This is a genomic window from Serratia nevei, from assembly GCF_024160145.1.
Taxonomy (GTDB): domain Bacteria; phylum Pseudomonadota; class Gammaproteobacteria; order Enterobacterales; family Enterobacteriaceae; genus Serratia; species Serratia nevei_A.
The window spans coordinates 66,017-90,883 of the sequence record NZ_JAMYWQ010000009.1; the positions used below are offsets into that span (position 1 = coordinate 66,017).

At 62.3% G+C, this 24,867-nt stretch carries 23 protein-coding genes; 10 read left to right on the forward strand and 13 right to left on the reverse strand.

Translation table 11 applies throughout. The annotated features are described in order from the left end of the window. Positions 1 to 30 precede the first annotated feature (30 nt). The 8 genes from pxpA to M6G53_RS09020 form a co-directional block, all read right to left on the reverse strand. The gene (gene pxpA, locus M6G53_RS08985; protein ID WP_253330616.1) at positions 31 to 771 is read right to left on the reverse strand and encodes a 5-oxoprolinase subunit PxpA; all 741 of its coding nucleotides are present in this window, start codon (positions 769 to 771) and stop codon (positions 31 to 33) included. Further along, positions 761 to 1,693 (reverse strand): 5-oxoprolinase subunit PxpC, encoded by a 933-nt coding sequence (pxpC, locus tag M6G53_RS08990; protein ID WP_253330618.1) that lies wholly within the window; start codon positions 1,691 to 1,693, stop codon positions 761 to 763. Before pxpC ends, pxpA begins: the two co-directional genes overlap by 11 nt. After that, entirely contained in the window at positions 1,687 to 2,343 is a 657-nt protein-coding gene (gene pxpB, locus M6G53_RS08995; RefSeq protein WP_101427886.1) for a 5-oxoprolinase subunit PxpB, read from the reverse strand. The genes pxpC and pxpB overlap by 7 nt, the downstream gene beginning before the upstream one ends. Positions 2,344 to 2,502: 159 nt before the next feature. After that, the gene (locus tag M6G53_RS09000) at positions 2,503 to 3,246 is read right to left on the reverse strand and encodes a type 2 GTP cyclohydrolase I (protein ID WP_253330620.1); all 744 of its coding nucleotides are present in this window, start codon (positions 3,244 to 3,246) and stop codon (positions 2,503 to 2,505) included. An 18-nt stretch (positions 3,247 to 3,264) separates the two neighbouring features. Then, positions 3,265 to 4,245, reverse strand: a complete 981-nt coding sequence (locus tag M6G53_RS09005) for an MBL fold metallo-hydrolase (RefSeq protein WP_253330622.1) — start codon at positions 4,243 to 4,245, stop codon at positions 3,265 to 3,267. A 22-nt stretch (positions 4,246 to 4,267) separates the two neighbouring features. Continuing rightward, positions 4,268 to 5,698, reverse strand: coding sequence for a deoxyribodipyrimidine photo-lyase (phrB, locus tag M6G53_RS09010; protein ID WP_253330624.1), 1,431 nt, complete (start codon positions 5,696 to 5,698; stop codon positions 4,268 to 4,270). Between the two features lie 15 nt (positions 5,699 to 5,713). Continuing rightward, positions 5,714 to 6,670 carry a YbgA family protein gene (locus M6G53_RS09015; protein WP_253330626.1) on the reverse strand — a complete coding sequence of 319 codons (957 nt, stop codon included), beginning with the start codon at positions 6,668 to 6,670 and terminating at the stop codon, positions 5,714 to 5,716. A gap of 141 nt (positions 6,671 to 6,811) precedes the next feature. Then, positions 6,812 to 7,021, reverse strand: coding sequence for a YbfA family protein (locus M6G53_RS09020; protein WP_038877512.1), 210 nt, complete (start codon positions 7,019 to 7,021; stop codon positions 6,812 to 6,814). Between the two features lie 442 nt (positions 7,022 to 7,463). Between M6G53_RS09020 and M6G53_RS25580 the strand changes: the two genes are divergently transcribed. The 6 genes from M6G53_RS25580 to kdpE all read left to right on the forward strand — a co-directional run bounded on the left by M6G53_RS25580 (position 7,464) and on the right by kdpE (position 15,401). Beyond that, entirely contained in the window at positions 7,464 to 7,553 is a 90-nt protein-coding gene (locus M6G53_RS25580) for a K(+)-transporting ATPase subunit F (RefSeq protein WP_016928742.1), read from the forward strand. Beyond that, the gene (gene kdpA, locus M6G53_RS09030) at positions 7,553 to 9,241 is read left to right on the forward strand and encodes a potassium-transporting ATPase subunit KdpA (protein ID WP_253330628.1); all 1,689 of its coding nucleotides are present in this window, start codon (positions 7,553 to 7,555) and stop codon (positions 9,239 to 9,241) included. Before M6G53_RS25580 ends, kdpA begins: the two co-directional genes overlap by 1 nt. Before the next feature lie 26 nt (positions 9,242 to 9,267). After that, a complete protein-coding gene (gene kdpB, locus M6G53_RS09035; protein WP_253330630.1) occupies positions 9,268 to 11,337 on the forward strand; it encodes a potassium-transporting ATPase subunit KdpB in 2,070 nt (689 codons plus the stop codon). A gap of 18 nt (positions 11,338 to 11,355) precedes the next feature. Beyond that, positions 11,356 to 11,925, forward strand: coding sequence for a potassium-transporting ATPase subunit KdpC (gene kdpC / locus M6G53_RS09040; protein ID WP_253330632.1), 570 nt, complete (start codon positions 11,356 to 11,358; stop codon positions 11,923 to 11,925). Positions 11,926 to 11,998: 73 nt separating this feature from the next. Then, the gene (gene kdpD, locus M6G53_RS09045; RefSeq protein ID WP_253330634.1) at positions 11,999 to 14,695 is read left to right on the forward strand and encodes a two-component system sensor histidine kinase KdpD; all 2,697 of its coding nucleotides are present in this window, start codon (positions 11,999 to 12,001) and stop codon (positions 14,693 to 14,695) included. A 16-nt stretch (positions 14,696 to 14,711) separates the two neighbouring features. Further along, complete coding sequence (gene kdpE, locus M6G53_RS09050; RefSeq protein ID WP_073533635.1) at positions 14,712 to 15,401, forward strand: two-component system response regulator KdpE; 690 nt, start codon at positions 14,712 to 14,714, stop codon at positions 15,399 to 15,401. A 27-nt stretch (positions 15,402 to 15,428) separates the two neighbouring features. On the opposite strand, the gene M6G53_RS09055 is transcribed toward kdpE, so the two are convergent. From M6G53_RS09055 to seqA, 4 genes are all read right to left on the reverse strand, one after another. Further along, the gene (locus tag M6G53_RS09055) at positions 15,429 to 15,728 is read right to left on the reverse strand and encodes a DUF3861 domain-containing protein (protein WP_253330636.1); all 300 of its coding nucleotides are present in this window, start codon (positions 15,726 to 15,728) and stop codon (positions 15,429 to 15,431) included. Beyond that, entirely contained in the window at positions 15,728 to 16,375 is a 648-nt protein-coding gene (locus tag M6G53_RS09060) for a PadR family transcriptional regulator (protein ID WP_253330638.1), read from the reverse strand. Before M6G53_RS09060 ends, M6G53_RS09055 begins: the two co-directional genes overlap by 1 nt. Positions 16,376 to 16,567: 192 nt before the next feature. After that, positions 16,568 to 18,211, reverse strand: coding sequence for a phosphoglucomutase (alpha-D-glucose-1,6-bisphosphate-dependent) (gene pgm / locus M6G53_RS09065; RefSeq protein ID WP_253330641.1), 1,644 nt, complete (start codon positions 18,209 to 18,211; stop codon positions 16,568 to 16,570). Between the two features lie 76 nt (positions 18,212 to 18,287). After that, on the reverse strand, positions 18,288 to 18,830 hold the full coding sequence (gene seqA, locus M6G53_RS09070; protein ID WP_253330643.1) for a replication initiation negative regulator SeqA: 543 nt from the start codon (positions 18,828 to 18,830) through the stop codon (positions 18,288 to 18,290). Positions 18,831 to 19,054: 224 nt separating this feature from the next. Here seqA and ybfF point away from each other — a divergent pair, with 224 nt between their 5' ends. The 4 genes from ybfF to fur all read left to right on the forward strand — a co-directional run bounded on the left by ybfF (position 19,055) and on the right by fur (position 21,953). Then, positions 19,055 to 19,828, forward strand: a complete 774-nt coding sequence (ybfF, locus tag M6G53_RS09075; RefSeq protein WP_253330645.1) for an esterase — start codon at positions 19,055 to 19,057, stop codon at positions 19,826 to 19,828. 256 nt (positions 19,829 to 20,084) lie between these two features. After that, positions 20,085 to 20,372, forward strand: a complete 288-nt coding sequence (gene ybfE, locus M6G53_RS09080) for a LexA regulated protein (RefSeq protein WP_004939936.1) — start codon at positions 20,085 to 20,087, stop codon at positions 20,370 to 20,372. Between the two features lie 264 nt (positions 20,373 to 20,636). Continuing rightward, positions 20,637 to 21,176 carry a flavodoxin FldA gene (fldA, locus tag M6G53_RS09085; RefSeq protein WP_004939938.1) on the forward strand — a complete coding sequence of 180 codons (540 nt, stop codon included), beginning with the start codon at positions 20,637 to 20,639 and terminating at the stop codon, positions 21,174 to 21,176. 330 nt (positions 21,177 to 21,506) lie between these two features. Then, positions 21,507 to 21,953: a ferric iron uptake transcriptional regulator gene (gene fur, locus M6G53_RS09090; RefSeq protein WP_019454058.1), complete on the forward strand. Its 447-nt coding sequence runs from the start codon at positions 21,507 to 21,509 to the stop codon at positions 21,951 to 21,953. Between the two features lie 249 nt (positions 21,954 to 22,202). Here fur and M6G53_RS09095 read toward each other — a convergent pair whose 3' ends face one another. Further along, the gene (locus M6G53_RS09095) at positions 22,203 to 24,860 is read right to left on the reverse strand and encodes a beta-N-acetylhexosaminidase (protein WP_253330647.1); all 2,658 of its coding nucleotides are present in this window, start codon (positions 24,858 to 24,860) and stop codon (positions 22,203 to 22,205) included. Positions 24,861 to 24,867: the final 7 nt, after the last annotated feature.

The window sequence follows — 24,867 nt, forward strand, 5'->3', positions numbered from 1 at the left end:
GCTTGTGATGTTGTGTCTTGCTTTACTGCTTTACTGCTCCGCGCTGACGCGGATCCCCTGTTGAACAAAGCTGTCCCGCAGCTTGCGCGCATACGCCAGCGCATGCTCGCCGTCCCCGTGCAGGCAGACGGTTTCCGCCTGCACGGCGGTCCAGACGCCATCCACGCTGCGCACCCGGTGATGGCGCACCATCTCCAGGGTTTGCGCCAGCGCCTGTTCGTCGTCCTCGATAAGCGCCCCCGGCAAACCGCGCGGCACCAGCGTGCCGTCGGCCTGATAGCCGCGATCGGCGAATACCTCCTGCCGGGTGGTCAGCCCGAGTTTTTCCCCGGCGCGGATCAGCTCGCTGCCGGCCAGCCCCACCAGCCGCAGCGCCGGATCGACCGCCTGCACCGCCCGGGCGATCGCTTCCGCCAGCGCCGGCTCAACCGCCGCCTGGTTGTACAGCATGCCGTGCGGCTTGACGTGCACCATCACCCCACCCTCGGCGCGGGCGATGGCCGCCAGCGCCCCGAGCTGATACACCACCTGCGCGTACACCGTTTCCGGTGGCAGCTGCATACGGGTACGGCCAAAGTTCTCCCGATCGGGAAAACTTGGGTGGGCGCCGATCGCCACGCCGTACTGCAATGCCCAGCGCACCGACTGACGCATGGTCTGCGCATCGCCGGCGTGAAAGCCGCAGGCGATGTTGGCCGAACTCACCCATTGCAGCAGCGCCTCGTCGTTGGCGCAGCCTTCGCCGAGATCGGCGTTCAAATCAACGATCATGTAACCCCCAGGCAATCTGTCGAAGGAAGAGATCCTGCTCGGCTTTGGCGCGCTGCGCCTCCGTCAGTGAGCAGAGAACGAAGTGGATCGGTTCGCCGAGACGGATCTGCGCCAAGTGGTAGAGATCGGCCTCGATCACGCAGGCGATACGCGGGTAACCGCCGGTGGTTTGCGCATCGGCCATCAGCACGATCGGCTGGCCGTTATGCGGCACCTGCACCACGCCGGGCAGCAGGCCGTGCGACAGCATCTCGCGATCGGTGGTGCGCGCCAGCGGCGTGCCGCCGTGCAGGCGGTAACCCATGCGGTTGCTCTGCGGGCTGAGCTGCCAGGCGGTGCGCCAGAACGTGTCCTGCGCCTCTTCGCTGAATTCGGCGTACTCCGGCCCCGGCAGCGCGCGGATGCGGTTGGTGAACAGCAGCTGCTTCACGCCGCAGCGGTGTTGCGGCAGCGCGCTGGATGTGCCCAGCGGCAGCCGATCGCCGTCCTTCAGATTACGGCCTTGGTGGCCGCCAAAGGCGGCTTTCATGTCGGTGCTGCACGAGCCCAGCATTTCCGGCACGGCGATGCCGCCCGAGATCGCCAGGTAGCTGCGCATGCCGCGTTTCGGCGTGCCCAGCACCAGCCGCTGCCCCTTTTTCACCGGGTAGCGCCAGCCGGTCCACAGCGGCTTGCCGTCCAGCTGCGCGTCGCAGCCGGCGCCGGTCAGGGCGATCCAGCCAGCGCGGGTAAACTCGGCGCTGAACTGGCCGAGGGTGATCTCCAGCCCGGCGGCCTCCGGCGCATTGCCCACCAGCAGGTTGGCGATCTTCAGCGCCGGTTGATCCAGCGCCCCGCCGGTGCTGATGCCCAGGCGGCGGAATCCCTCGCGGCCCAAATCCTGCACCGTGGTATAGATGCCGGCACGCAGAATAATCAGCATACGCCCTCCTTCTGCGGCACGAAGCGCACGTTGTCGCCCGGGCGCAGCAGCGTCGGCGGCATTTCATGCGGATTGAACAGCGCCAGCGGCGTGCGGCCGATCAGCTGCCAGCCGCCGGGCGTCACCAGCGGATAGATGCCGGTCTGGCCGCCGCCGATGCCGACGGAGCCGGCCGCCACCGCCAGACGCGGCTCAGCGCGGCGCGGCGTCGCCAGTTGTTCCGGCATGCCGCCCAAATAGGAGAAACCCGGCTGAAAGCCGAGGAAATAGACCACGTAGGCCGCCGCCGCGTGGCATTCCACCACCTGCCGCGGCGTCATGCCGGTATGGCGCGCCACTTCATCCAGGTCAGGGCCCTGCTCCCCGCCGTAGACCACCGGAATATCCACCTGGCGCGATTCCGGCGTCAGGCTCTCTTTGCTTTCCCAGCCTTGCTGCAGCAACACGAGCATCGCTTCGGCGTCGGCCTGCGGCGTATGCAGCAACAGCGTCAGGTTGTTCATCCCCGGCACCACTTCCCGCACGTCGGGATGGTGATTCAGCTTTTCCGCCAGCGCCCAGATGCGCTGCTGGCTCGGTAAGGTCACCGGCGGCGACAGTTCAAGCACTACCGCTCTTTCACCCAACAGGTAATAACGTGCTTGTTGCACCCTTATTCTCCTTATTATTATCGCGATGAAAAACACACCAGTTATGCGTGACGCGGCCCCGGCTGTCAATAGAACGCAACCATAAGGAAAATAAGGAAATAGCACGGTAAAAGGATTCAGCCGGCGCACGGGCCGGGCTGGATCCGGGGAAGAAAAAAATCAGGCGGGATTCGGGATGTCGATAAAGGCCACATCAAAGCCGTGGTGCTGCGCCAGCCAGTCGCCCAGCGCCTTCACACCGCCGCGCTCGGTGGCGTGGTGGCCGGCGGCGAAGAAATGCACGCCCATTTCGCGCGCGCTGTGAATGGTCTGCTCAGACACTTCACCGCTGATGAACGCATCGACGCCGAAGCGCGCCGCGCTGTCGATAAAGCCCTGGCCGCCACCGGTGCACCAGGCCACCCGGCGAATGTGCTCAGGCGCGTTATCGCCGCAGTGCAGCACCGCGCGCCCCAGCCGGCTTTCGATACGCTGTTGCAGCGCTTCGCCGGTCAGCGGCTGTTCAAATTCGCCGTGCGGCACCAGCGGCTCGACGTCGCCAATCACCCGAATGCCCAGCGCCTGCGCCAGCTGCGCGTTGTTGCCCAGCACCGGATGCGCGTCCAGCGGCAGGTGGTAGCCGTACAGGTTGATGTCGTGGGTCAGCAGCGTTTTCAGGCGGTTGCGCTTCATGCCGCGCACCGCCGGCGCCTCGTTTTTCCAGAAATAGCCGTGGTGTACGATAATCGCGTCGGCCTGATGCGCCACCGCGGCGTCCAGCAGCGCCTGACAGGCGGTGACGCCGGTCACGATGCGCTGCACGTGCGGGCGGCCTTCTACCTGCAATCCGTTGGGGGCGTAGTCCTGAAACGCCGCGGCGTTCAGTTCCGTGTTGATCAGTTGTTCCAGATCGAGGTTACGCATTCTCTTCTCTCTTCATAGTCAAAATGTCTGCCGGTCGCCCTGCGCCATCAGGATGAATTTCACGCCCAGATCGTTGCCCTGCGCCAGCTGCTGCGCAATGGCGGCGCGCGTGTCTTCGCCCTGCTTCAGGCTGGGCTTGATGTGGCTGATCACCACCGGCAAACCGTTCAGCGAGCCATCGCCGCCGCTGTACTGCGTCAGGTTCTTCAGCTCCTTCAGCAGCCAGGCCGGCGTCAAATGGCCGTACAGCTGTTTATCCTCCCCCCCGTTGGGGTAAGAGGTTTCGATAATCATGCCCTTGAGCTTCTTCTGCTCGACAAGCGGCCCCAGCGCGCGCCAGACGGTATCGAGATCGCGCGACTGCTCCACCTTATCCGGCCCGGTATCGCCGAAGTAGGCGAAGAACTCGTTGCCGTTGGAAATCAGCAGCATCGACGACGGGTAGCGATCGTGGCTGAGCGGATACATCACGCCGGTCAACCCGGTCAGGCCGAGGGTAAAGCGCTGCTGCGGCCGCACCGTTTGCAGCCGGTAAGTGCCCAGCCGCGAACCGTTGCCGGCGTCGGTAAAGTTCGGCCACGCCTTCCAGTTGAAGTAGTGATTACGCAGGGTCAGCACGGTGTCCGCCTGAGCGTAAACGGTTTTTTTATTGTCCTCGGGCGAGCCGACGATCAGCCCCGCCACGTGGTCCAGATGGCCGTGGCTGATAAAGTAGCTGCCGATCAACTGCCGGAACACATAGCCCTGCGGCGTGTAAGGCGCGGCCAGTTCGGGCGTCACCTGCGGGAAGCTGCCCTTCTCCAGCCCTTTGGCGATGCCCGGCAGCAGCGAACCGGCGTCCAGCGCCACATACCGCGGCTGATTGTCGCTGCGGATCAGGTAGGAGGTCAGGTTGCCGTCGCTGACGCCGCCGTCGACGCCGAGCGCCACCACGTCAAAGCCGGCGATCGCCAGCGCGGAATAGCCGCTCAGGCACAGGGCCAGCACCTTTTTCATCATTGCATCGCTCCTTGCAGTTGCCTCAAGACTCTCCCCGTTTTGCCGCCTCGAACGCCGCCAGCGTCTCCAGCCGGGCTTGCTTATGATCGACGATCGGCAGCGGGTAGTTCAGCGTACACCGCTGCTTTTCCGCCCAGCGATGGGGATGATGGATGTCATTGTCGGGCACATCCGCCAGTTCCGGCAACCATTTACGGATAAAAGTGCCTTGTGGATCAAAACGTTCACCCTGAGTCGTCGGGTTGAAGATGCGGAAATACGGCGCGGCATCGGTGCCGGTGGAGGCCGCCCACTGCCAGCCGCCGTTGTTGGCCGCCAGATCGCCATCCAGCAGTTGCGACATGAAATAGCGCTCCCCGGCGCGCCAGTCGATCAGCAGATCCTTCACCAGAAAACTGGCGCTGATCATGCGCAGCCGGTTGTGCATCCAGCCGGTGGCGTTCAGCTGGCGCATGGCGGCATCGACGATCGGGTAGCCGGTCTGGCCCCGCTGCCAGGCCTGCAGCTTCGCCGCGTCATCGCACCAGCGCACCTTGTCCGTCCAGGCGATAAACGGCCGATGGCGGCACAGATCGGGATAGGCCGCCAGCAGATGGCGATAGAACTCGCGCCAAATCAGCTCGTTGAGCCAGGCGAAGGCGCCGCTTTCGCGATCTTCCAGCAGCTGCGGGCATTCGGCGCGCAGGCGGTTGAAGCACTGGCGCGGCGACAGCACGCCGATCGCCAGATAGGGCGACAGGCTGCTGGTGCCGGCGAGGGCCGGCAGATCGCGCTGCCGGAGGTAATCCTGCACCTGCTCGCGGCAAAAGGCGCGTAGCCGCTGCAACGCGGTCTCCTCACCGGCGGGATAGCCATCCGCAATCTCCGCCGTAGGGTAATCGAACGCCGCCGGCGCCTCAGGCGCAGGCAACGCGCCACCGGCGCGGATCTTCGGCGCCGGCAGGCAACTCACGTCGGACTCGGTCAGGCGCTGAAGAAAGGCGTTGCGAAACGGCGTATAGACCTTGTACATCTCGCCGCCGCCGGTCAGCACGCTGCCCGGCGGCAACAGCAGGCTGTCATCGAAACCGTGGCACGCTACCCGGCCGCTCAACCGCTGTTCCAGCCGCGCATCGCGCCGCCGTTCGTTAAGTTCGTACTGGCGATTGTAAAACAGCGCATCCACCTGCTCCCGCTCGCAATAGTCCGCCAGCCAGTCGATCGACGCGGCAAAGTCTTCACAGGCATGACAATGCAGCGCAATGCCCTTGTGCGCCAGCGCCTGCTGCACCGCCCGCAGGCTGGCGTGGATCAGCGCCGCCTGCCGCGGCGCCAACTCATGTTGCCGCCACTGCTGCGGCGTGGCGATAAACACCGCCAGCACTCGCGCTTCGGGATCGCTGCAGGCGGCGTGCAGCGCTTTGTTGTCGGTGATACGCAGATCGTTACGCAACCAGACCAGATGCGTGGTCATAAAACTCCTTGTCAATCAATGCCCGTAACGCAAACGCAGCGCCTCCGGATAAGGTTCGAAATAGCGTTGTTCCGCCAGATAGCGATCGGGGTATTCCGCCATGTAATGCTTGAGCAGCGCGATCGGCGCCAACAGCGGCTGCATGCCCTGCCGGTAGCGGTCGATCAGGTGCGCCAGCTCCTGGCGCTGCGCCGTACTGAGCTGACTGCGGAAATAGCCCTGCACGTGCATCAACACATTGGTGTGGTTGCGGCGCGTCGCCTTGTGCGCCAACAGCGCCATCAGGCGGCTGCGGTATTCCACGGCGAAGGCCTCCAGCGAGTCCCAGCGGTGAATATCGGCGACGAAGCGCCCCAGCTCGCGATACGCCGGCTGCGAATGCGCCAGCAGCGACAGCTTATAGCGGCTGTGAAACGCGATCAGCCCGCCGCGGGTCAGCCCCTGACGCCACAGCATGTTCAGCTCGTACAGCGCATACACCCGTTCAATGAAGTTTTCCCGCAGTGCCGCATCCTGCAATCGTCCGTCCTCTTCCACCGGCAGCCACGGCATCTGGCGCAGCAGTTCGGCGGTAAACAGACCGACGCCGTTTTTACGCGAGTCCTTGCCGTTTTCGCTGTAGACCCGCACCCGCTCCAGGCCGCAGCTCGGTGACTTGGCGCAGACGATATAGCCGCACAGATGCTGCAAGGCCGCCACGCGCCGCGCGGAGAAGCCGCGCATTTCCTCGGTCAGATCGATGCCGGCGTCGTTGCTGTAGCGCATCGCCGGCCACGGCTGCGCCTGTTTCACCAGGCGCAGCGCCGGGCGCGGCGTGGGCAGGCCAATCGCCATTTCCGGGCAAACGGGCTCAAAGCGCACATAGGGCGCCAACTGCTCCACCGCAAAGGCCAGCCGCTTGTGGCCGCCGTCGAAACGCACCGCTTCGCCCAGTAAACAGGCGCTGATGCCGATCGGGATCTTGTCGCTCATACCGCTCTCCCCTGCTGCTAGCCATTGAAGAAAGTGTAGAAGAATGGCTTGCCGAATACGACCTTGCGCTTGATAGGGGCGGCTATAGGCATAAAAAAACCCCCGCCGCAGGGCGAGGGTTTTTCGTGAATCGGCAGTGGCTCAGTAGAAATCGCAGGACGCCAGTTCCGCCTGCTGCAGCCAGACCGGCTTATCGCTGGTTTTTGACCAGACGCGGTGCAGGTAGCTGTAAAAACGCCCGCGGTCGCTGCGGAACAGCATCACCGGCAGGGCCAAAATGCCCGCGAGGACGACTGCGCTGCGGCGCAGGAGAATCCGATGCAGTGAATAAGCGTGATAGGTCGTAGACATGCGAACCTCCTTAAAAACGCCTGCCGTTGATTTGTCAGGGAAAACGGCGTCGGCGTATCAAATGAACAATCGGTAATTTGGTAACTGGGTAAAATTTTAGCGCATTTGATGAAAGTTTACTACTCATCCGACCACTAAATCGCACAAAAAATCGCTAATCGCCGCAGCGATTCGTAATTTTGTTACATTCAGGTTAATTTTTAACTAAACATGGGTTACATTGTGGTTATTATCCGGTTCGTTATTTCCCGCTTACGCCCGTTCTCCCTCCCCCATCAAGGGCAAATCTCGCCACCGGCCTGATGGTTGAAACGCTGAATTTCCGCTGAAATTTCAGCCATTTTTATACTTTTTTTACACCCGCCCGCGCAATTTTTTCATCTTCTTTCTACCCCTCTCCCTACACTTCCTCTATCAAAAACAACACCTCTGGAGGTGTCCCGTGAGTTTCAGCGTTATTGGTGGTGCGCTGTTGGTTCTGCTGCTGTTGGCCTATTTGGTCTACGCCCTGTTTAACGCGGAGGATTTCTGATGGCGGCTTCAGCCTTTTTACTGATCGCCAGCTTCCTGCTGGTGCTTCTGCTGCTGGCCCGGCCGCTGGGCGGCTTTATGGCGCGCCTGATCGAAGGTGAGCCGCTGCCTGCGCTGCGCGGGGTGGAAGCCGGCGTCTGGCGCGCCTGCGGCATCCGCGCCACCGAGATGAACTGGTGGCAGTACGCGCTGGCGATCCTGGCGTTCAACCTGCTCGGCCTGGCGCTGCTGTTCGCCCTGCTGATGATGCAGGGCTCGCTGCCGCTCAACCCGCAAGGCTTCCCGGGTCTTTCCTGGGATCTGGCGCTCAACACCGCCGTCAGTTTCGTCACCAATACCAACTGGCAGGCCTACAGCGGCGAAAGCGCCCTCAGCTATTTCAGCCAGATGGCCGGGCTGGCGGTGCAGAACTTCGTCTCCGCCTCCACCGGCATCGCCGTGGCCTTTGCGCTGATCCGCGCCTTTACCCGCCGCGCCGGCAAGACCGTCGGCAACGCCTGGGCCGATCTGTTCCGCATCACGCTGTATGTGCTGCTGCCGATCGCGCTGCTGATCGCCCTGTTCTTCGTCAGCCAGGGCACGCTGCAAAACTTCCTGCCTTACCTGCACGTCACCACGCTCGAAGGCGCCCAGCAGACGCTGCCGATGGGGCCAGTGGCCTCGCAGGAAGCGATCAAGATGCTCGGCACCAACGGCGGCGGCTTCTTCGGCGCCAACTCGGCGCACCCGTTCGAGAACCCGACCGTGCTGACCAACTTCGTGCAGATGCTGGCCATCTTCCTGATCCCGTGCGCGCTGTGCTTCTCCTTCGGCCAGCTGGCCGGTGAAAATCGCCAGGGCCATGCGCTGATCTGGGCGATGGCGCTGATCTTCGTGGTGGCGGCGGTGGTGGTGATGTACGCCGAGCTGGCGGGCAACCCGCACCTGAGTGCGCTGGGCGCCGACAGCAACATCAATATGGAAGGCAAAGAGTCGCGCTTCGGCATTCTCGCCACCAGCCTGTTCTCGGTGGTGACCACCGCCGCGTCCTGCGGGGCGGTCAACGCCATGCACGACTCCTTCACCGCGCTGGGCGGCATGGTGCCGATGTGGCTGATGCAGATTGGTGAGGTGGTGTTCGGCGGCGTCGGCTCCGGCTTGTACGGCATGCTGCTGTTCGTGATGCTGACGGTGTTCATCGCCGGCCTGATGATCGGCCGCACCCCGGAATATCTGGGCAAGAAGATCGACGTCTACGACATGAAGATGACCGCACTGGCGATCCTGGTTACGCCGACGCTGGTGCTGCTGGGCAGCGCGCTGGCCATCGGCACCGACGCGGGCCGCGCCGGCATCCTTAACCCGGGCGCCCACGGCTTCAGCGAAGTGCTGTACGCCCTGTCCTCCGCCGCCAACAACAACGGCAGCGCCTTCGCCGGGTTAAGCGTCAATACGCCGTTCTACAACCTGCTGCTGGCCTTCGCCATGTTCTTCGGCCGCTTCGGGGTGATCCTGCCGGTGCTGGCAATCGCCGGTTCGCTGAGCGCCAAGCCGCGCCAGCCGGCGGGCAACGGCACCCTGCCGACCTATGGGCCGCTGTTTATCGGCCTGCTGATCGGCACCGTGCTGCTGGTGGGCGCACTGACCTTCGTGCCGGCGCTGGCACTGGGCCCGGTGGCCGAGCATTTGCAGATTTGGTTGGCAAACTAATCGACGTCACAGAGAGAGAATAAGAGATGACTCGCAAACAACGCGCGCTGTTTGAACCGGCTCTGGTGCGCACCGCGCTGATCGATGCGCTGAAAAAACTGAACCCTCGCGTTCAATGGCGCAACCCGGTGATGTTCGTGGTGTATATCGGCAGCATTCTGACCACCGCCATCTGGCTGGCGATCCTCGCCGGCCAAACCGACGGCGCCGCCGCCTTTACCGGCAGCGTCTCCCTGTGGCTGTGGTTCACCGTGCTGTTCGCCAACTTCGCCGAAGCGCTGGCCGAAGGGCGCAGCAAGGCCCAGGCGGAAAGCCTGAGGGGCACCAAGAAAACCAGCTGGGCGAAAAAACTGGCCGGCCCGCGCCGCGACGGTGCCACGGAGAAAGTGGCCGCCGAAAGCCTGCGCAAGGGCGATATCGTGCTGGTGGAAGCCGGCGACACCATCCCGTGCGACGGCGAAGTGCTGGAGGGCGGCGCCTCGGTGGATGAAAGCGCCATCACCGGCGAATCCGCCCCGGTGATCCGCGAGTCCGGCGGCGACTTCTCCTCGGTCACCGGCGGCACCCGCGTGCTGTCCGACTGGCTGGTGGTGCAGTGCAGCGTCAACCCGGGGGAAACCTTTCTCGATCGCATGATCGCCATGGTGGAAGGTGCCAAGCGCCGCAAGACGCCGAACGAGGTCGCGCTGACCATTCTGCTGGTGGCGCTGACCATCGTATTCGTGCTGGCCACCGCCACCCTGTTCCCGTTCTCGCAATACAGCGTCCAGGCGGCCGGCAGCGGCAGCGTAGTGACCATCACCGTACTGGTCGCGCTGCTGGTCTGTCTGATCCCCACCACCATCGGCGGCCTGCTGTCCGCCATCGGCGTGGCCGGGATGAGCCGCATGCTCGGCGCCAACGTGATCGCCACCAGCGGCCGCGCGGTGGAAGCCGCCGGCGACGTGGACGTGCTGCTGCTGGATAAAACCGGCACCATCACGCTGGGTAACCGCCAGGCTTCGGAGTTCCTGCCGGCGCCGGGCGTGAAAGAGCAAGAGCTGGCGGATGCCGCGCAGCTGGCCTCGCTGGCGGACGAAACGCCGGAAGGCCGCAGCATCGTGGTGCTGGCCAAACAGCGATTCAACCTGCGCGAACGCGATCTGCAGGCGCTGAACGCCACCTTCGTGCCCTTCTCCGCCCAGACCCGCATGAGCGGCGTCAACGTGCAGGAGCGCATGATCCGCAAAGGCGCGGTGGACGCCATTCGCCGCCACGTCGAATCCAATCAGGGTCACTTCCCGCGGGCGGTGGACGATCTGGTGGAAAGCGTGGCGCGCACCGGCGGCACGCCGCTGGTGGTGGCAGAAGGTGCCCGGGTGCTGGGCGTGGTGGCGCTGAAGGATATCGTCAAGGGCGGCATCAAAGAGCGCTTCAATGAGCTGCGCAAGATGGGCATCAAAACGGTGATGATCACCGGCGATAACCCGCTGACCGCGGCGGCGATCGCCGCCGAAGCCGGGGTGGACGACTTCCTGTCGGAAGCCACACCGGAAGCCAAGCTGGCACTGATCCGCCAGTACCAGGCGGAAGGCCGCCTGGTGGCGATGACCGGCGACGGCACCAACGACGCGCCGGCACTGGCGCAGGCCGACGTGGCGGTGGCGATGAACTCCGGCACCCAGGCCGCCAAAGAGGCGGGTAACATGGTCGATCTGGACTCCAACCCGACCAAGCTGATCGAAGTGGTGCACATCGGTAAGCAAATGCTGATGACGCGCGGCTCGCTCACCACCTTCAGCATCGCCAACGACGTGGCCAAATACTTCGCCATCATTCCGGCGGCGTTCGCGGCCACCTATCCGCAGCTGAACGCGCTGAACGTGATGCACCTGCACTCCCCGACCTCCGCCATCATGTCCGCGGTGATCTTCAACGCCCTGGTGATCGTGTTCCTGATCCCGCTGGCGCTGAAAGGGGTGAGCTACAAACCGATGAGCGCCGCGGCCCTGCTGCGCCGCAACCTGTGGCTGTACGGGGTCGGCGGCCTGCTGGTGCCGTTCGTCGGCATCAAACTGATCGACCTGATCCTGGTCGCGCTGCACGTCGCCGGTTAACCATTGAGGAAGATGAACATGACATATTTACGACCTGCGCTGGTGATGCTGATCCTGCTGACGCTGATCACCGGTATCGCCTATCCGCTGCTGACCACCGGGCTGGCGCAGTTGCTGTTTCCTGGCGCGGCCAACGGTTCGCTGCTGTACCGGGACGACAAGGCGGTTGGCTCCGCACTGATCGGCCAAAACTTCACGCGCGCCGATTATTTCTGGGGCCGCCCATCGGCCACCGGCGATTCGGCCTATAATCCACTGGCTTCCGCCGGCAGCAACCTGGCGGCGACCAACCCGGCGCTGGATAAGGCTATCGCCGAACGCGCGGCGCAGCTGCGCCAGGCGAATCCTGCGATGAGCGGCCCAATCCCGGTGGATCTGCTGACCGCCTCCGGCAGCGGGTTGGATCCGCAGATCTCGATCGCCGCCGCGCAATATCAGCTGGCGCGGGTCGCGGCGGCGCGTCATCTGCCGCCGGAACAGGTCGGCAAACTGATCGAAGAAAACACCGATCGGGCCACGCCCAACTTTATGGGGGAATCGGTGGTGAACGTGCTGAAGCTGAACCTGGCGCTGGATGCGTTGAAGTAACGCGCCATATTCAGCATAGTGATAGGGTTCGGCATGCCGAACCCCTTTTTGCTTGGTAACACAAGGAATTGTCATGGTCGAAGAAGAACAGCAGCGCCCCGATCCCGACAGCCTGCTGGCGCTGGCCAATGAAAAACCGCGCGGCCGGTTGAAGGTATTCTTCGGTGCCTGCGCCGGCGTGGGCAAAACCTACGCCATGCTGCAGGAAGCCCAGCGTTTGCGCGCTCAGGGGCTGGACGTGCTGGTCGGCGTGGTGGAAACCCACGGCCGCAGCGAGACCGCCGCCCTGCTCGACGGCCTGACGCTGCTGCCGCAAAAACGCATCCAGCACCGCGGCCGGCTGGTGCATGAATTCGATCTCGACGCCGCGCTGGCGCGCCACCCGGCGCTGGTGCTGATGGATGAACTGGCGCACAGCAACGCCCACGGTTCGCGCCACCCCAAACGCTGGCAGGATGTGGAAGAGCTGCTGGACGCCGGCATCGACGTGCTGACCACTGTCAACGTGCAGCATCTGGAAAGCCTCAACGACGTGGTGGGCGGCGTGACCGGCGTACGGGTGCGCGAAACGGTGCCCGACCACGTGTTTGACGAAGCCGGCGAAGTGGTGCTGGTCGATCTGCCGCCGGACGATCTGCGCCGACGGCTGCACGAAGGCAAAGTGTATATTCCCGGCCAGGCCGAACGCGCCATCGAGCACTTCTTCCGCAAAGGCAACCTGATCGCCCTGCGCGAGCTGGCGCTGCGCCGCACCGCCGATCGGGTCGATGACCAGATGCGCGAGTTTCGCGACACCCAGGGGCGGGAAAAAGTCTGGCACACCCGCGACAGCATTCTGCTGTGCGTCGGCCACAACAGCGGCAGCGAAAAGCTGGTGCGCATCGCCGCCCGGCTGGCGGCGCGGCTCGGCTGCCACTGGCATGCAGTCTATGTGGAGACCCCCAAACTGCACCGGCTGCCGGAAAATCAACGCCGCGCTATTCTGCGCGCGCTGCGGCTGGCGCAGGAACTGGGGGCAGAAACCGCCACCCTCTCCGATCCGTCCGAAGAACGCGCAGTGCTGCGCTACGCCCGCGAACATAACCTCGGCAAAATCATCATCGGCCGCCGCAGCGAACAACGCTGGAAACTGCGCGGCAGCTTCGCCGATCGCCTCGGTCGGCTGGGCCCGGATCTCGATCTGGTGATCGTGGCGCTGGAGAACGACGCCGCACAGCCGCCGCCGGGCAAAGAGCACGACGTCCGCAGCTTCAACGATAAATGGCGCATGCAGCTGCGCGGCTGTGCGGTGGCGGTGGCACTGTGTGCGCTGATCACCCTGCTTTCACAGTGGCTGCTGCCGGGCTTCGATCAGGCCAACCTGGTGATGGTCTATCTGCTCGGCGTGGCGATCGTCGCGCTGTTCTTCGGCCGCTGGCCGTCGGTGCTGGCGGCGGTGATCAACGTCGCCAGCTTCGATCTGTTCTTCGTCCAGCCGGAATGGTCGTTCGCCGTCAGCGATATGCAGTACCTGTTGACCTTCGGCGTGATGCTCGCCGTCGGCATCACCATCGGCAACCTGACCGCCGGCGTGCGTTACCAGGCCCGGGTAGCGCGCTACCGCGAGCAGCGGGCGCGCCATCTGTACGAGATGTCGCGCGGGTTGAGCCGCGCGCTGACCGTGGCCGACATCGCCAGCACCAGCCGCCACTTCCTTTCCAGCAGTTTCCAGGCGAAAACCGTGCTGCTGCTGCCGCAAGAAGACGGCCGGCTGCAACAAATGGTCGGCGAGGAAGGCGGATTGCTGTCGGTCGATGAAGCCATCGCGCGCTGGAGCTTCGACAAAGGCTTGCCGGCCGGCGCCGGCACCGACACCCTGCCCGGCGTGCCTTACCAGCTGCTGCCGCTCAATACCCCCAAGCAGACCTTCGGCCTGCTGGCGATCGAGCCCAACAACCTGCGCCAGCTGATGGTGCCGGAGCAGCAGCGGCTGCTGCAGACCTTCGCGGTGCTGATCGCCAGCGCGCTGGAGCGGCTGCACCTGGCGCGCAGCGCCGAAGAGGCCAAGCTGGATGCCGAGCGCGAGCAGCTGCGCAATTCGCTGTTGGCGGCGCTGTCGCACGATCTGCGCACGCCGCTGACCGTGCTGTTCGGCCAGGCGGAAATCCTCACGCTGGATTTGGCAGCCGAAGGCTCCAATCACGCCACCCAGGCCAGCCAGATCCGCCAGCAGGTGCTGAGCACCACCCGGCTGGTGAACAACCTGCTGGATATGGCGCGCATCCAGTCCGGCGGTTTCAGCCTGCGTAAAGAGTGGCAGTCGCTGGAAGAGATCGTCGGCGCTTCGCTGCACATGCTGGAGCCGCTGCTCAGCCAGCACCCGATCGTGGTCGAGCTGCCGCCGGAACAGATCCTGGTCAACTGCGACGGCAGCCTGCTGGAGCGGGTGTTCACCAACCTGTTGGAAAACGCCAATAAATACGCCGGCGTCGAGGCCACCATCGGCATTCGCGCCCGCACGCTGCCCGAGTGGCTGGAAGTCGAGGTCTGGGATAACGGCCCCGGCATCCCCGCCGATCAGCTGCAGCTGATTTTCGACAAGTTTTCACGCGGCAATAAAGAGTCGGCGATCCCCGGCGTCGGCTTGGGGTTAGCGATTTGCCGTGCCATTATTGAAGTGCATGATGGCCGCATCTGGGCGGAAAACGGCGCCAACGGCGGCGCCAGCTTCCGCTTCATGCTGCCGCTGGAAAAACCGCCCGAGATCGACGGCGACGCCTTCGATCTGTAATCAACGCAGGGGAAACGTGAGCATAACGCCAACCAACATTCTGATTGTTGAAGATGAAAAAGAGATCCGCCGCTTCGTGCGCACCGCACTGGAGAGCGAAGGCCTGCGGGTGTTTGAAAGTGAAACGCTGCAGCGTGGGCTGATTGAAGCCGGCACGCGCAAACCGGATCTGATCATTCTTGATTTGGGGTTGCCGGATGGCGACGGGCTGAGCTACATCCGCGATCTGCGGCAGTGGAGCGCCATTCCGGTCATCGTGCTGTCGGCGCGCAACGCCGAGGAGGACAAAATCGCCGCGCTGGACGCCGGCGCCGACGACTACCTCAGCAAGCCATTCGGCATCGGCGAGCTGCTGGCGCGGGTGCGGGTCGCGCTGCGCCGCCACTCCGCCAGCCAGCAGGAAAGCCCGCTGATAAGCTTTTCGGAAATCACCGTCGATCTGGTGAATCGCCGGGTGCTGCGCAACGAAGAAGATCTGCACCTGACGCCGATCGAGTTTCGCCTGTTGGCGGAGCTGCTGGCCAACGCCGGCAAAGTGATCACCCAACGCCAGCTGTTGAGCCACGTCTGGGGGCCGAACTACGTGGAGCACAGCCACTACCTGCGCATCTACATGGGCCACCTGCGGCAGAAGCTGGAAGCCGATCCGGCCCGGCCCAAACATCTGCTGACCGAAACCGGCGTCGGCTATCGCTTCATGCCTTAACCCCGGCGGGCGCGGTGTACCGCGCCTTTACGCCGCCGGGCCCTTCTTCAATCCGACCATAAACGCTTTAAACGCATCGCGCAGCGGAGCGAACACCGGGTGTTTGCGGTTTTCGATCATCACTTCGGAGAACAGCTTCAATCCTACGGCGAAGGCCGCGCTCTGCTCGGGGCCGAAGTTCAAGTCGTCACGCGCCCGAATACGCTCGACGATGTCGAGAATATCGTCGTGGTTGGTCACTTCAAAACTCAGTGGCGCTTTCTCGACGGGATTGCCCTGGCGATCGTTCAGGGCTTCAACGGTAATAGTAAAACGGTGGCCGGGCATCAGTTCTTCTCCTGCTGCGTGGGTTGAATCTGCATTTCGCTTTCGATCGCCGCCACGGCGGTCAGTAATGCGGCGTTGATGCGTTCCACCTGCTGCGGCGTAAGATCGGCGCGCATCACGTTGCCGCGCAGCAGGCTGCGCAAGCGGTTCATGGCGTCGTAGATGCCTTCCGCCAGATTGCCGTGCCGATGTTGCTCGCGGCCGGCACCCGCCAGGCGCGCCAGGATGACGTCAACCACCTGTTGATGTTTTTGCAGCTCGCCCTCGCCCGCCGCGGTGATGCGGTAGCTTTTGCGGCCGTTGCCGGTGGTGAGCGGTTCAAGGAAATCCTGCTCTTCCAGCAGCGTCAGCGTGGGGTAAATCACCCCCGGGCTCGGCACGTACAGGCCGGAAGAGGCTTCTTCTATCGCTTTGATCAGCTCGTAACCATGGCTGGGCTTGCGCGCCACCAGCGCCAGCAGCACCAGGCGCAGATCGCCGTGTTCGAACAGACGATGACGCCCGCCGCGGCCACCGCGCCCGCTTCGGCCATGCTCTTCGCCGTCGCCGCCGAAGTGATGACGCCCGCCGCGATGACGGCGACCCTCGCCCGCTTCGCATTCATGGTGGTGATGATAATGACGGTGTAAACCTAATCGATGAAACATAGGGCAATACCTCGCTTTAACAGTGAACATCAATACGAGGTTGTTTAGATATATCTAAACAGCGTCGATAACGCCAATTTAGATCGATATATCTAAATGCGCAAGCGTGCGCCTAAAAAAAGATATATCTAAATTGCAGGCATAAAAAAAAGCGCTGTAAAAACAGCGCTTTTTATCAATCAAGAAAAGCGATTACTTGGCGGAAGCCAGCACTTCGCTGACGATCTCGACCGCTTCGTGCTCGATCTTTTCGCGGTGTTCCGCCCCGAGGAAGCTCTCGCAGTAGATCTTGTAAGCGTCTTCGGTACCGGAAGGGCGAGCCGCGAACCAGCCGTTGTCGGTCATCACTTTCAGGCCGCCAATCGACGCGCCGTTACCCGGCGCCGCAGTCAGGCGAGCGGTGATCGGATCGCCCGCCAGGGTATTGGCCTTGACCATTTCCGGCGACAGTTTGGACAGCGCCGCTTTTTGCGCCGCAGTCGCCGGCGCCTGGATGCGGTTATAGCTTGGCGCGCCGAAGCGCTTGGCCAGATCGTCATAGTGATGCTGCGGGTTTTCACCGGTTACCGCGGTGATTTCCGCCGCCAGCAGGCACATGATGATGCCGTCTTTGTCCGTCGACCACGGCTTGCCGTTGAAGCGCAGGAACGAAGCCCCGGCGCTTTCTTCGCCGCCGAAGCCCAGGGTGCCGTCGAACAGGCCATCAACAAACCACTTGAAGCCGACCGGCACTTCCACCAGCTTGCGGCCCAGGTCGGCCACCACGCGGTCAATCATCGCGCTGGACACCAGCGTTTTGCCTACCGCCACATCGGCCCCCCACTGCGGGCGATGCTGGAACAGGTAGTTGATGGCGACCGCCAGATAGTGGTTCGGGTTCATCAGGCCCTTCGGCGTGACGATGCCGTGGCGGTCATAATCCGGATCGTTGGCGAACGCCAGATCGAATTTGTCGCGCAGCGCCAGCAGGCCGGCCATCGCCGACTCGGACGAGCAATCCATGCGGATGATGCCGTCGTGGTCCAGGTGCATGAAGCGGAAGGTCTGATCGATGGAGTCGTTCACCAGCGTCAGGTCCAGCTTGTAGTGCTCCGCCACGCGCTGCCAATAGGCAATGCCGGAACCGCCGAGCGGATCCACGCCCAGCTTCAGGCCGGCGCGTTGGATGGCCGGCATATCGACCACCTCGACCAGGCCTTCGACATAAGGCTGCACCAGATCTTTGGCGTGCAGGTGGCCGCTGTTCCAGGCCTTGTCCAGCGACTGGCGCTGAACGCCTTTCAACTGTTGCGCCAGCAGTTCGTTGGCGCGCTTTTCGATCACCGACGTCAGGTTGGTGTCGGCCGGGCCGCCGTTCGGCGGGTTGTACTTGATGCCGCCGTCTTCCGGTGGGTTATGGGACGGCGTAATGACGATACCGTCGGCCTGCGCGCCGCCGCGGCGGTTGTGGCACAGAATCGCGTGCGATACCGCCGGCGTCGGCGTAAAACCGTTGTTTTCCTGCACGATCACATCGACGCCGTTGGCGGTCAGCACTTCCAGCACGGAAATAAAGGCCGGCTCGGACAGCGCATGGGTATCTTTACCCACGTAGCACGGGCCGGTGGTGCCCTGCTGATGACGAACTTCGGCGATCGCCTGGGCGATGGCGAGGATGTGCGCTTCGTTGAAGCTGTGGCGCTGCGCGCTGCCGCGGTGGCCGGAGGTGCCAAACTTCACCGCATGTGCGGCATTGCCGGCTTCCGGTTGCAGCACATAGTACTGCGACGTCAGCTGGGCTACGTTGATCAGATCGCTTTGACGGGCGGGCTGCCCGGCACGTGGATTATTCGCCATCGACATATCTCCCTCATCCCTGTCGGTGACCGGGCAATACGTCGCGCACGGCCATCATGACGGGCTGTTCGCTAAATTAGACGGTGCCGCAAACTTTCTCGATCAGTTCCGCCGGGAACTGCATGGCCTGCATGATGTGTTCGATCATGCTGCGTTTGCGACCGGTATTGGTATTGGTGATCACCCAGTAAGGGGTGCCCGGTACATGCTTCGGCTTGGTATGCGTGCCGTTGGCCAGCAGGGTCTGCTGATCGCCGGCGAAATAGGTGCGGGTACGGCCGGTCAACGCTTCGGTGGCGGCGGCGAAACCGGCGGCATCGAGGGTATACAGCGTGGACAGCACCAGCATGAAACGGTTGACTGCTTTGTTCTGCTCGGCATATTCATCCGACAGCAGCAGCTCACGCATGGCGCGCACGCGATCGCGCGGACGCTGCGCCGGCGCCGCTTTTTCCAGCTCGACGGACTGCGGCACACTGGCGGCAGGCAACGCGCGCACCGGTTGCCCGGCGGTGAATTTCAACATGCGGCGTAAAATATCGGACGCGCTTTCACCGATGTGTTGCGTGTGGCTGGCAATATAACGGTAAAGCTCTTCGTCGACTTCAATAGTTTTCATCTTTATCCAATACTGTTTTTTCTACTTAGAACCTGAAGCCAGATCCTGCATTCAAGCCATGGGATTATAAGGTTAAAAGCGCTGGGGCGAACACAACAATGTGCCTCCGGACGGAAAATGCAGACTAATACCTATCGCCGGCCCTGCCAAGCCCGCGCCGCGAAAATTCCGCATGATTCATCGTGCCATTCAATCATGATACCCTAATCTGAATCTCTCTCAGTATGAACTTCGCCATGAAATTACATTATCAACTGCTGGCCGCCGAGTCAGACGCGCTGCCGGTGCTGCTGATCCACGGGCTGTTCGGCAATCTGGACAACCTGGGCGTGCTGGCGCGCGATCTGCATAAACAGCACACGGTGATCAAGGTCGATCTGCGCAACCACGGCCTCTCTCCGCGCGCCGCTGACATGAACTACCCCGCCATGGCGCAGGATCTGCTGGCGCTGCTCGACGAACTGCAGCTGGAGAAAGCGATCGTCATCGGCCATTCGATGGGCGGCAAAGCGGCGATGGCGCTGACCGCCATCGCGCCTGACCGCGTCGCCAGGCTGATCGTCATCGACGTGGCGCCGGTGGCTTACCAGACCCGCCGCCACGACGAGATCTTCGCCGCGCTGAAGGCCGTCAGCGCCGCCGGCATCACCCAGCGCCAGGCGGCCGCCCAGCTGATGCGCGACTACCTGCAGGAAGAAGGCGTGATCCAGTTCCTGCTGAAGTCCTTCCACAACGGCGAATGGCGCTTCAACCTGCCGGTGCTGATCGAACGCTACGAAGACATCACCGGCTGGCAGGAGGTGCCGGCCTGGCCGCACCCGACCCTGTTCATTCGCGGCGGCCTGTCGCCGTACGTGCAGGACAGCTATCGCGCGGACATCGCCCGTCAGTTCCCGCAGGCCCGCGCGCACGTGGTCGCCGGCACCGGCCATTGGGTACACGCCGAAAAACCGGAAGCGGTGCTGCGCGCCATTCATCGTTTCCTCGACGAAGCCTGAAAAACACGCTCACCTGGCGAAAAAACGCGCTAAAGATAACGGCTTAGCGCGTTTAGCCCGCAGTTAGGCATTGTCGCCGCTCCATCTGCTGGGGTAATATGGCGCGCTATAATTTTGCCGCCGCGCCAGCGCGTTCGCGAACGCCGGTTCGGGGGTGAATTTGGGTTAGGGTTTATTGGCCCGAAGTGTGTTAACCGACGCCTCCTTAAGCGTGCGAGCGCTTTTTGATGCAAACTCCCTTGCAGTACCGCTACCTATGGCAAAAGAACAAACGGATCGCACGACGCTGGATCTGTTCGCAGATGAACGCCGTCCGGGGCGCCCGAAAACCAACCCGCTTTCCCGCGATGAACAGCTTAGAATCAATAAGCGCAATCAGTTACGGCGCGATAAAGTGCGTGGATTGCGGCGCGTAGAGCTGAAAATCAACGCGGATGCGGTGGACGCCCTGAACAAACTGGCGGAACAGCGCAACATCAGCCGCAGCGAGCTCATCGAGCAGATGCTGTTGGCGCAACTGGCGGAAGAACAGCCGGAACATTGATCTCTTCGGCCGCACGCGCGGCGCGGCGTTAAGGACAACGCCGGATCGACCACGCTTTTCTTCATTCTCCGGCATCGCATAAATGCGATAAAACCCCGGCGCCACTTTCTGGCATGATACGCATTTACCGGTAAGAGACTGCGCCTGTCGGCGCCCGCCCCCGTGGCGAACGGCTCTTGCCATGGCATCATTTTAATCGGCGTCAGCGGCGGCAGTGCCGGCGTCGAGTAATGCAATTACTTGAATTTAAAGGTTATACGCGATATGGCTACTGTAGGCATTTTCTTTGGCAGCGACACTGGCAATACCGAAAACATTGCCAAAATGATCCAGAAAATTCTCCAGAAACAGTTTGGCGACGACGTGTCCGAAGTGCATGACATCGCCAAAAGCAGCAAAGAAGACCTGGAAGGGTTCGATATCCTGCTGCTGGGTATCCCGACCTGGTACTACGGTGAAGCGCAGTGTGACTGGGATGATTTCTTCCCGACGCTGGAAGAGGTCGATTTCAACGGCAAGCTGGTAGCCCTGTTCGGCTGCGGCGACCAGGAAGATTACGCGGAATACTTCTGCGACGCGATGGGCACCATCCGCGACATCATCGAACCGCGCGGCGCGGCCATCGTCGGCCACTGGCCGACCAAAGGCTACCACTTCGAGGCCTCCAAAGGCCTGGCGGACGACAACCACTTCATCGGCCTGGCGATCGACGAAGACCGTCAGCCGGAACTGACCAACGAGCGCGTCGACGCCTGGGTCAAGCAGATCGTCGAAGAGCTGAGCCTGGCCGATATCGTCGGCTAAGGGCCGCAACTGGCGAAAGGTTGAACAAAGGCCCTGTAAAGTGCATAGTGTTGCCCACAGGGCCGTCATCGGCAGCAGGGATTGCTGCGATAGAAGCTACAGATTTGTAACTTCCCATCCCGTCACGGTAGACTGAGATATCGGTTTATCCCATCCATCAAGGCGTTGCATGCAAAACATGCAATAGTGCAATTATATCTTTGTTAACAACCGGCGGTTTCCATTTAGTACAACCGGTTCTATAATGAGACGCATTAACTCTTTGTGCCGACCGATGCCACAGGCGAGTACGCCTCAACTTGATTAGCATAGTAACAGGACTGAATTCGCATGACCGACAACAACATCGCACTGAAGAAGGCCGGCTTAAAAGTCACGCTTCCGCGACTCAAAATCCTGGAAGTACTGCAAAATCCGGAATGCCATCACGTCAGTGCGGAAGATTTGTACAAAAAACTGATTGATATGGGCGAAGAGATCGGGCTGGCAACGGTTTATCGCGTACTGAACCAGTTTGACGATGCGGGCATTGTGACACGTCACAATTTCGAAGGCGGCAAGTCCGTGTTCGAGCTGACCCAACAGCATCACCACGATCACCTGATTTGCCTGGACTGCGGCAAAGTGATCGAATTCAGCGACGAATCCATCGAAGTGCGCCAGCGTGATATCGCCAAGCAGCACGGCATCAAGCTCACCAACCACAGCCTGTACCTGTACGGCCACTGTGAAACCGGTGACTGCCGCGAAGACGAAACGCTGCACGACAAGAAATAAGCCTGACCGGCTAGGAAAAACCGCCTCACATCGAGGCGGTTTTTTTATGTCCACCGTGCAACGGGCAAAAAAAACCCCGGACAAGCCGGGGAAAAATCATGTCATGAAATATCACAATTGCAGCGGCACTGCTACTCCACGTACTACTCTCACTTCAACGTCCGCCCCACGCCGACACGCGCGGAGGCAAACGCATTCCCCCTTCGTTATAACGGCCCGCCGCCAAGGCTGCGAGCCGTTGTACCCGGCTTAGACCTTCTCGGCGCGGCTGTAGCGTTTGCCGTCCGGGCTGACCGAACGCACCTGCACGTCACCGGAGACCGCCGGTTTGGCCTTGGCGTCATAACGCTGCCACTGCTTGCCGCCGTCGGTGGAGTACTCGATGCCCAACCCCGGCAGCGCGATATTCGCCTCCAGCTTGCCGCCCGCTACGCGTGCGCCCGGCACCGGCAGACGGTAAGCGACGCCGCCTTTGTCCAGCTTGGCCAGTTCACGCTGGCCCAGGATATTGGCGAAGCGCAGCCAGTCTTTCTCCAGCGCCTTGGTATCGACAAAGTGGGTTTCCCCGCCTTTGTATTCGCGGCCGGCGCGATAGTCCTGCTCCCAACCGGCGCGGTGCCAGGCGCGTTCAGCCACCGACAGCGCGCGTGGGAAGATCATGTATTCCATCTGCGGATCGGTGCGCTGGGTTTCGCTCCACAGCTGCGCGGACAGCCCGTAGGCCCCCGGCCACGGCTTGTCGCTCTTGGCGTTGAAGTGGTTGCCGTCGCGGTCGACCGAGGTTTCCGCGTTCTGCGGCATGTTGTCCGGCGCGAAGCTGAACACCTTGCGTTCGTCGCTGAAACGGGTGCCCCAGTAGTAACCGCGCTCGTCCGGGTTCACCTCGTAAGGGAAGTCCATATAGACGTAGTCCGGGTTGGAAACCACCACTTCATATCCTTTGTTGGCCCAGTCGTTGACGCTATCGAAACCGCCCCAGTACAGGGTATCCCAGAAGTTGACGCCCACGCGCGAGGTGGCGAACGCTTTCGCGTTCTCGGCGTCTTTCAGGCCATCCTGCCAGGCCTGCATTCTGTCGATGCCGTGCGCCTTCACCAGCTTGCTGACCTCTTGGCCGAAGTAGCTCGGCAGGTGCTCCATGTCGGCCACCTTGCCTTCTTTGATCATCGTCTGGCAAACCTGCGACTTGGCCCACGGCTTGTCTTCGTTGCTCTGATCGATAATGCCTTTGCCCGGCTCTGGTTTCGCCTTGTCGGTGTAGCCAGCGCCCAGGCGAATGTTTTTCGCTTCGTCGCCGCCGAAGTGCCAGGTCTTGATCGGCTGGCCGGCCTCTTTATGCATCTGGGCGATCTCGCCGATCACCTTGTCGACAAAGCGCTGGGAAGAATCCAGGCACGGGTTCAGGTAGCTCTGGCGGTTAAAGAACTGCACAGAGGTGGTGTTGGAGGTATCGGTCGGATCCACCAGGCGGAATTCGTTGGCCTCCTGCTCTTTGCCGGCGGCATGCAGCTTTTTATAGCGCGCTTCCATCGAGACCACCGCGGCGCGGGCGTGTGCCGGCATGTCGATCTCCGGGATCACTTCAATTTGGCGCGCCTGCGCGTATTTGATGATGTCGATATAGTCCTGACGGCTGAAGAAGCCGCCGTAGACGTCCGGCCCCTGGCCGTACTGCGGCAGCAGGCAGGTGGTTTCGCTCAGATCGTGGCAGCGCTGGCCGCCGACCTCCGTCAGCTCAGGCAAACCGGGGATCTCGATGCGCCAGCCTTCGTCATCGCTCAGATGGAAGTGGAATTTGTTGAGCTTGTAGGCCGCCATCTGATCCAGCAGGCGCAGCACCGCGTCCTTCTTATGGAAGTTGCGCGCGACGTCGAGGAAAATGCCGCGATACTGGAAGCGCGGCGCATCGCTGGCGTCCAGCGTGGCAATCTTGCCGCTGCCGTCGCTCGGCACTAACGACAGGATCGACTGCAGCCCGTAGAACACCCCGGCCTGATCGAAGCCGATCACCCGCGCCTCTTTCTTGCCGATCTTCAGCTCATAGGCGCCCGGCACCGCCATCGCGCCTTTAAACTTGCCCGGCTGGATGTCGGTCTTGATCGGATAACCGTTGGCCTGAACCGGCACGCCCAGCAGCGCGAAGCGCTGGTTGACGACGTCCGCCGCCGGCTTGACCAGCGTGCTCAGATCCGGCGATACCCCTTTGCGCAAATCGGCGTCCTGCGCGTGAACCTTCACCTGCATCGGCGTCGGCACGATCTGGCCGCGCAGCGCGCCGGCAGGCAGCGTCGGCAGATCGGCATTGCTGACAAAGCGCGAAGCCGGCGTCATCAGAATGTTTTTGTCGTCTTTGGTGCGCTTCCACTGGTCGCCGGTGAACGGCGCCACGAACTGATCCAGGTTTTCGGTATCGGTATTCGCCAGCATTTTCGGCTTGGCGTCGCCGGACGTGGCATACCAGCGTGGCAGGAAGTCGTTTCTGAACAGCTGCCAGTATTCGGCGACCACCGGGATTTCCACCGCCTTACCGGCCGGGAAACCGCTGAATTTGGCGGTCGGCTCCAGCTTGTACAGATCGCCGGTGAGGTGAGCAATCTTGAACTGGTCGTTGTCTACCCGCAGGGTCTGGCGCGGGCTGTGGAAATAGATGACCCAATCTTTGCCGTCGATCGCCTGGCCGTCGTTGCTGAGGGTGAACAACACTCGGTTGCAAGAGGCCCAATCGGCGCCCAGCGCCGCGCAATCCACGCCGTTTTCGCCGGCGCGGTTATCCAGCATTTTCACGTTCAGCTTCAGCTGGCTCAGTTGATCCACCAGCTGTTGATCGGCCATGGCGCTTCCCATGCCGCCCAGGAATCCCATCGTTGCCGTCAACGCGGCTAATGCGCTCAGTTTGAATGCGTTCATGTTCTCG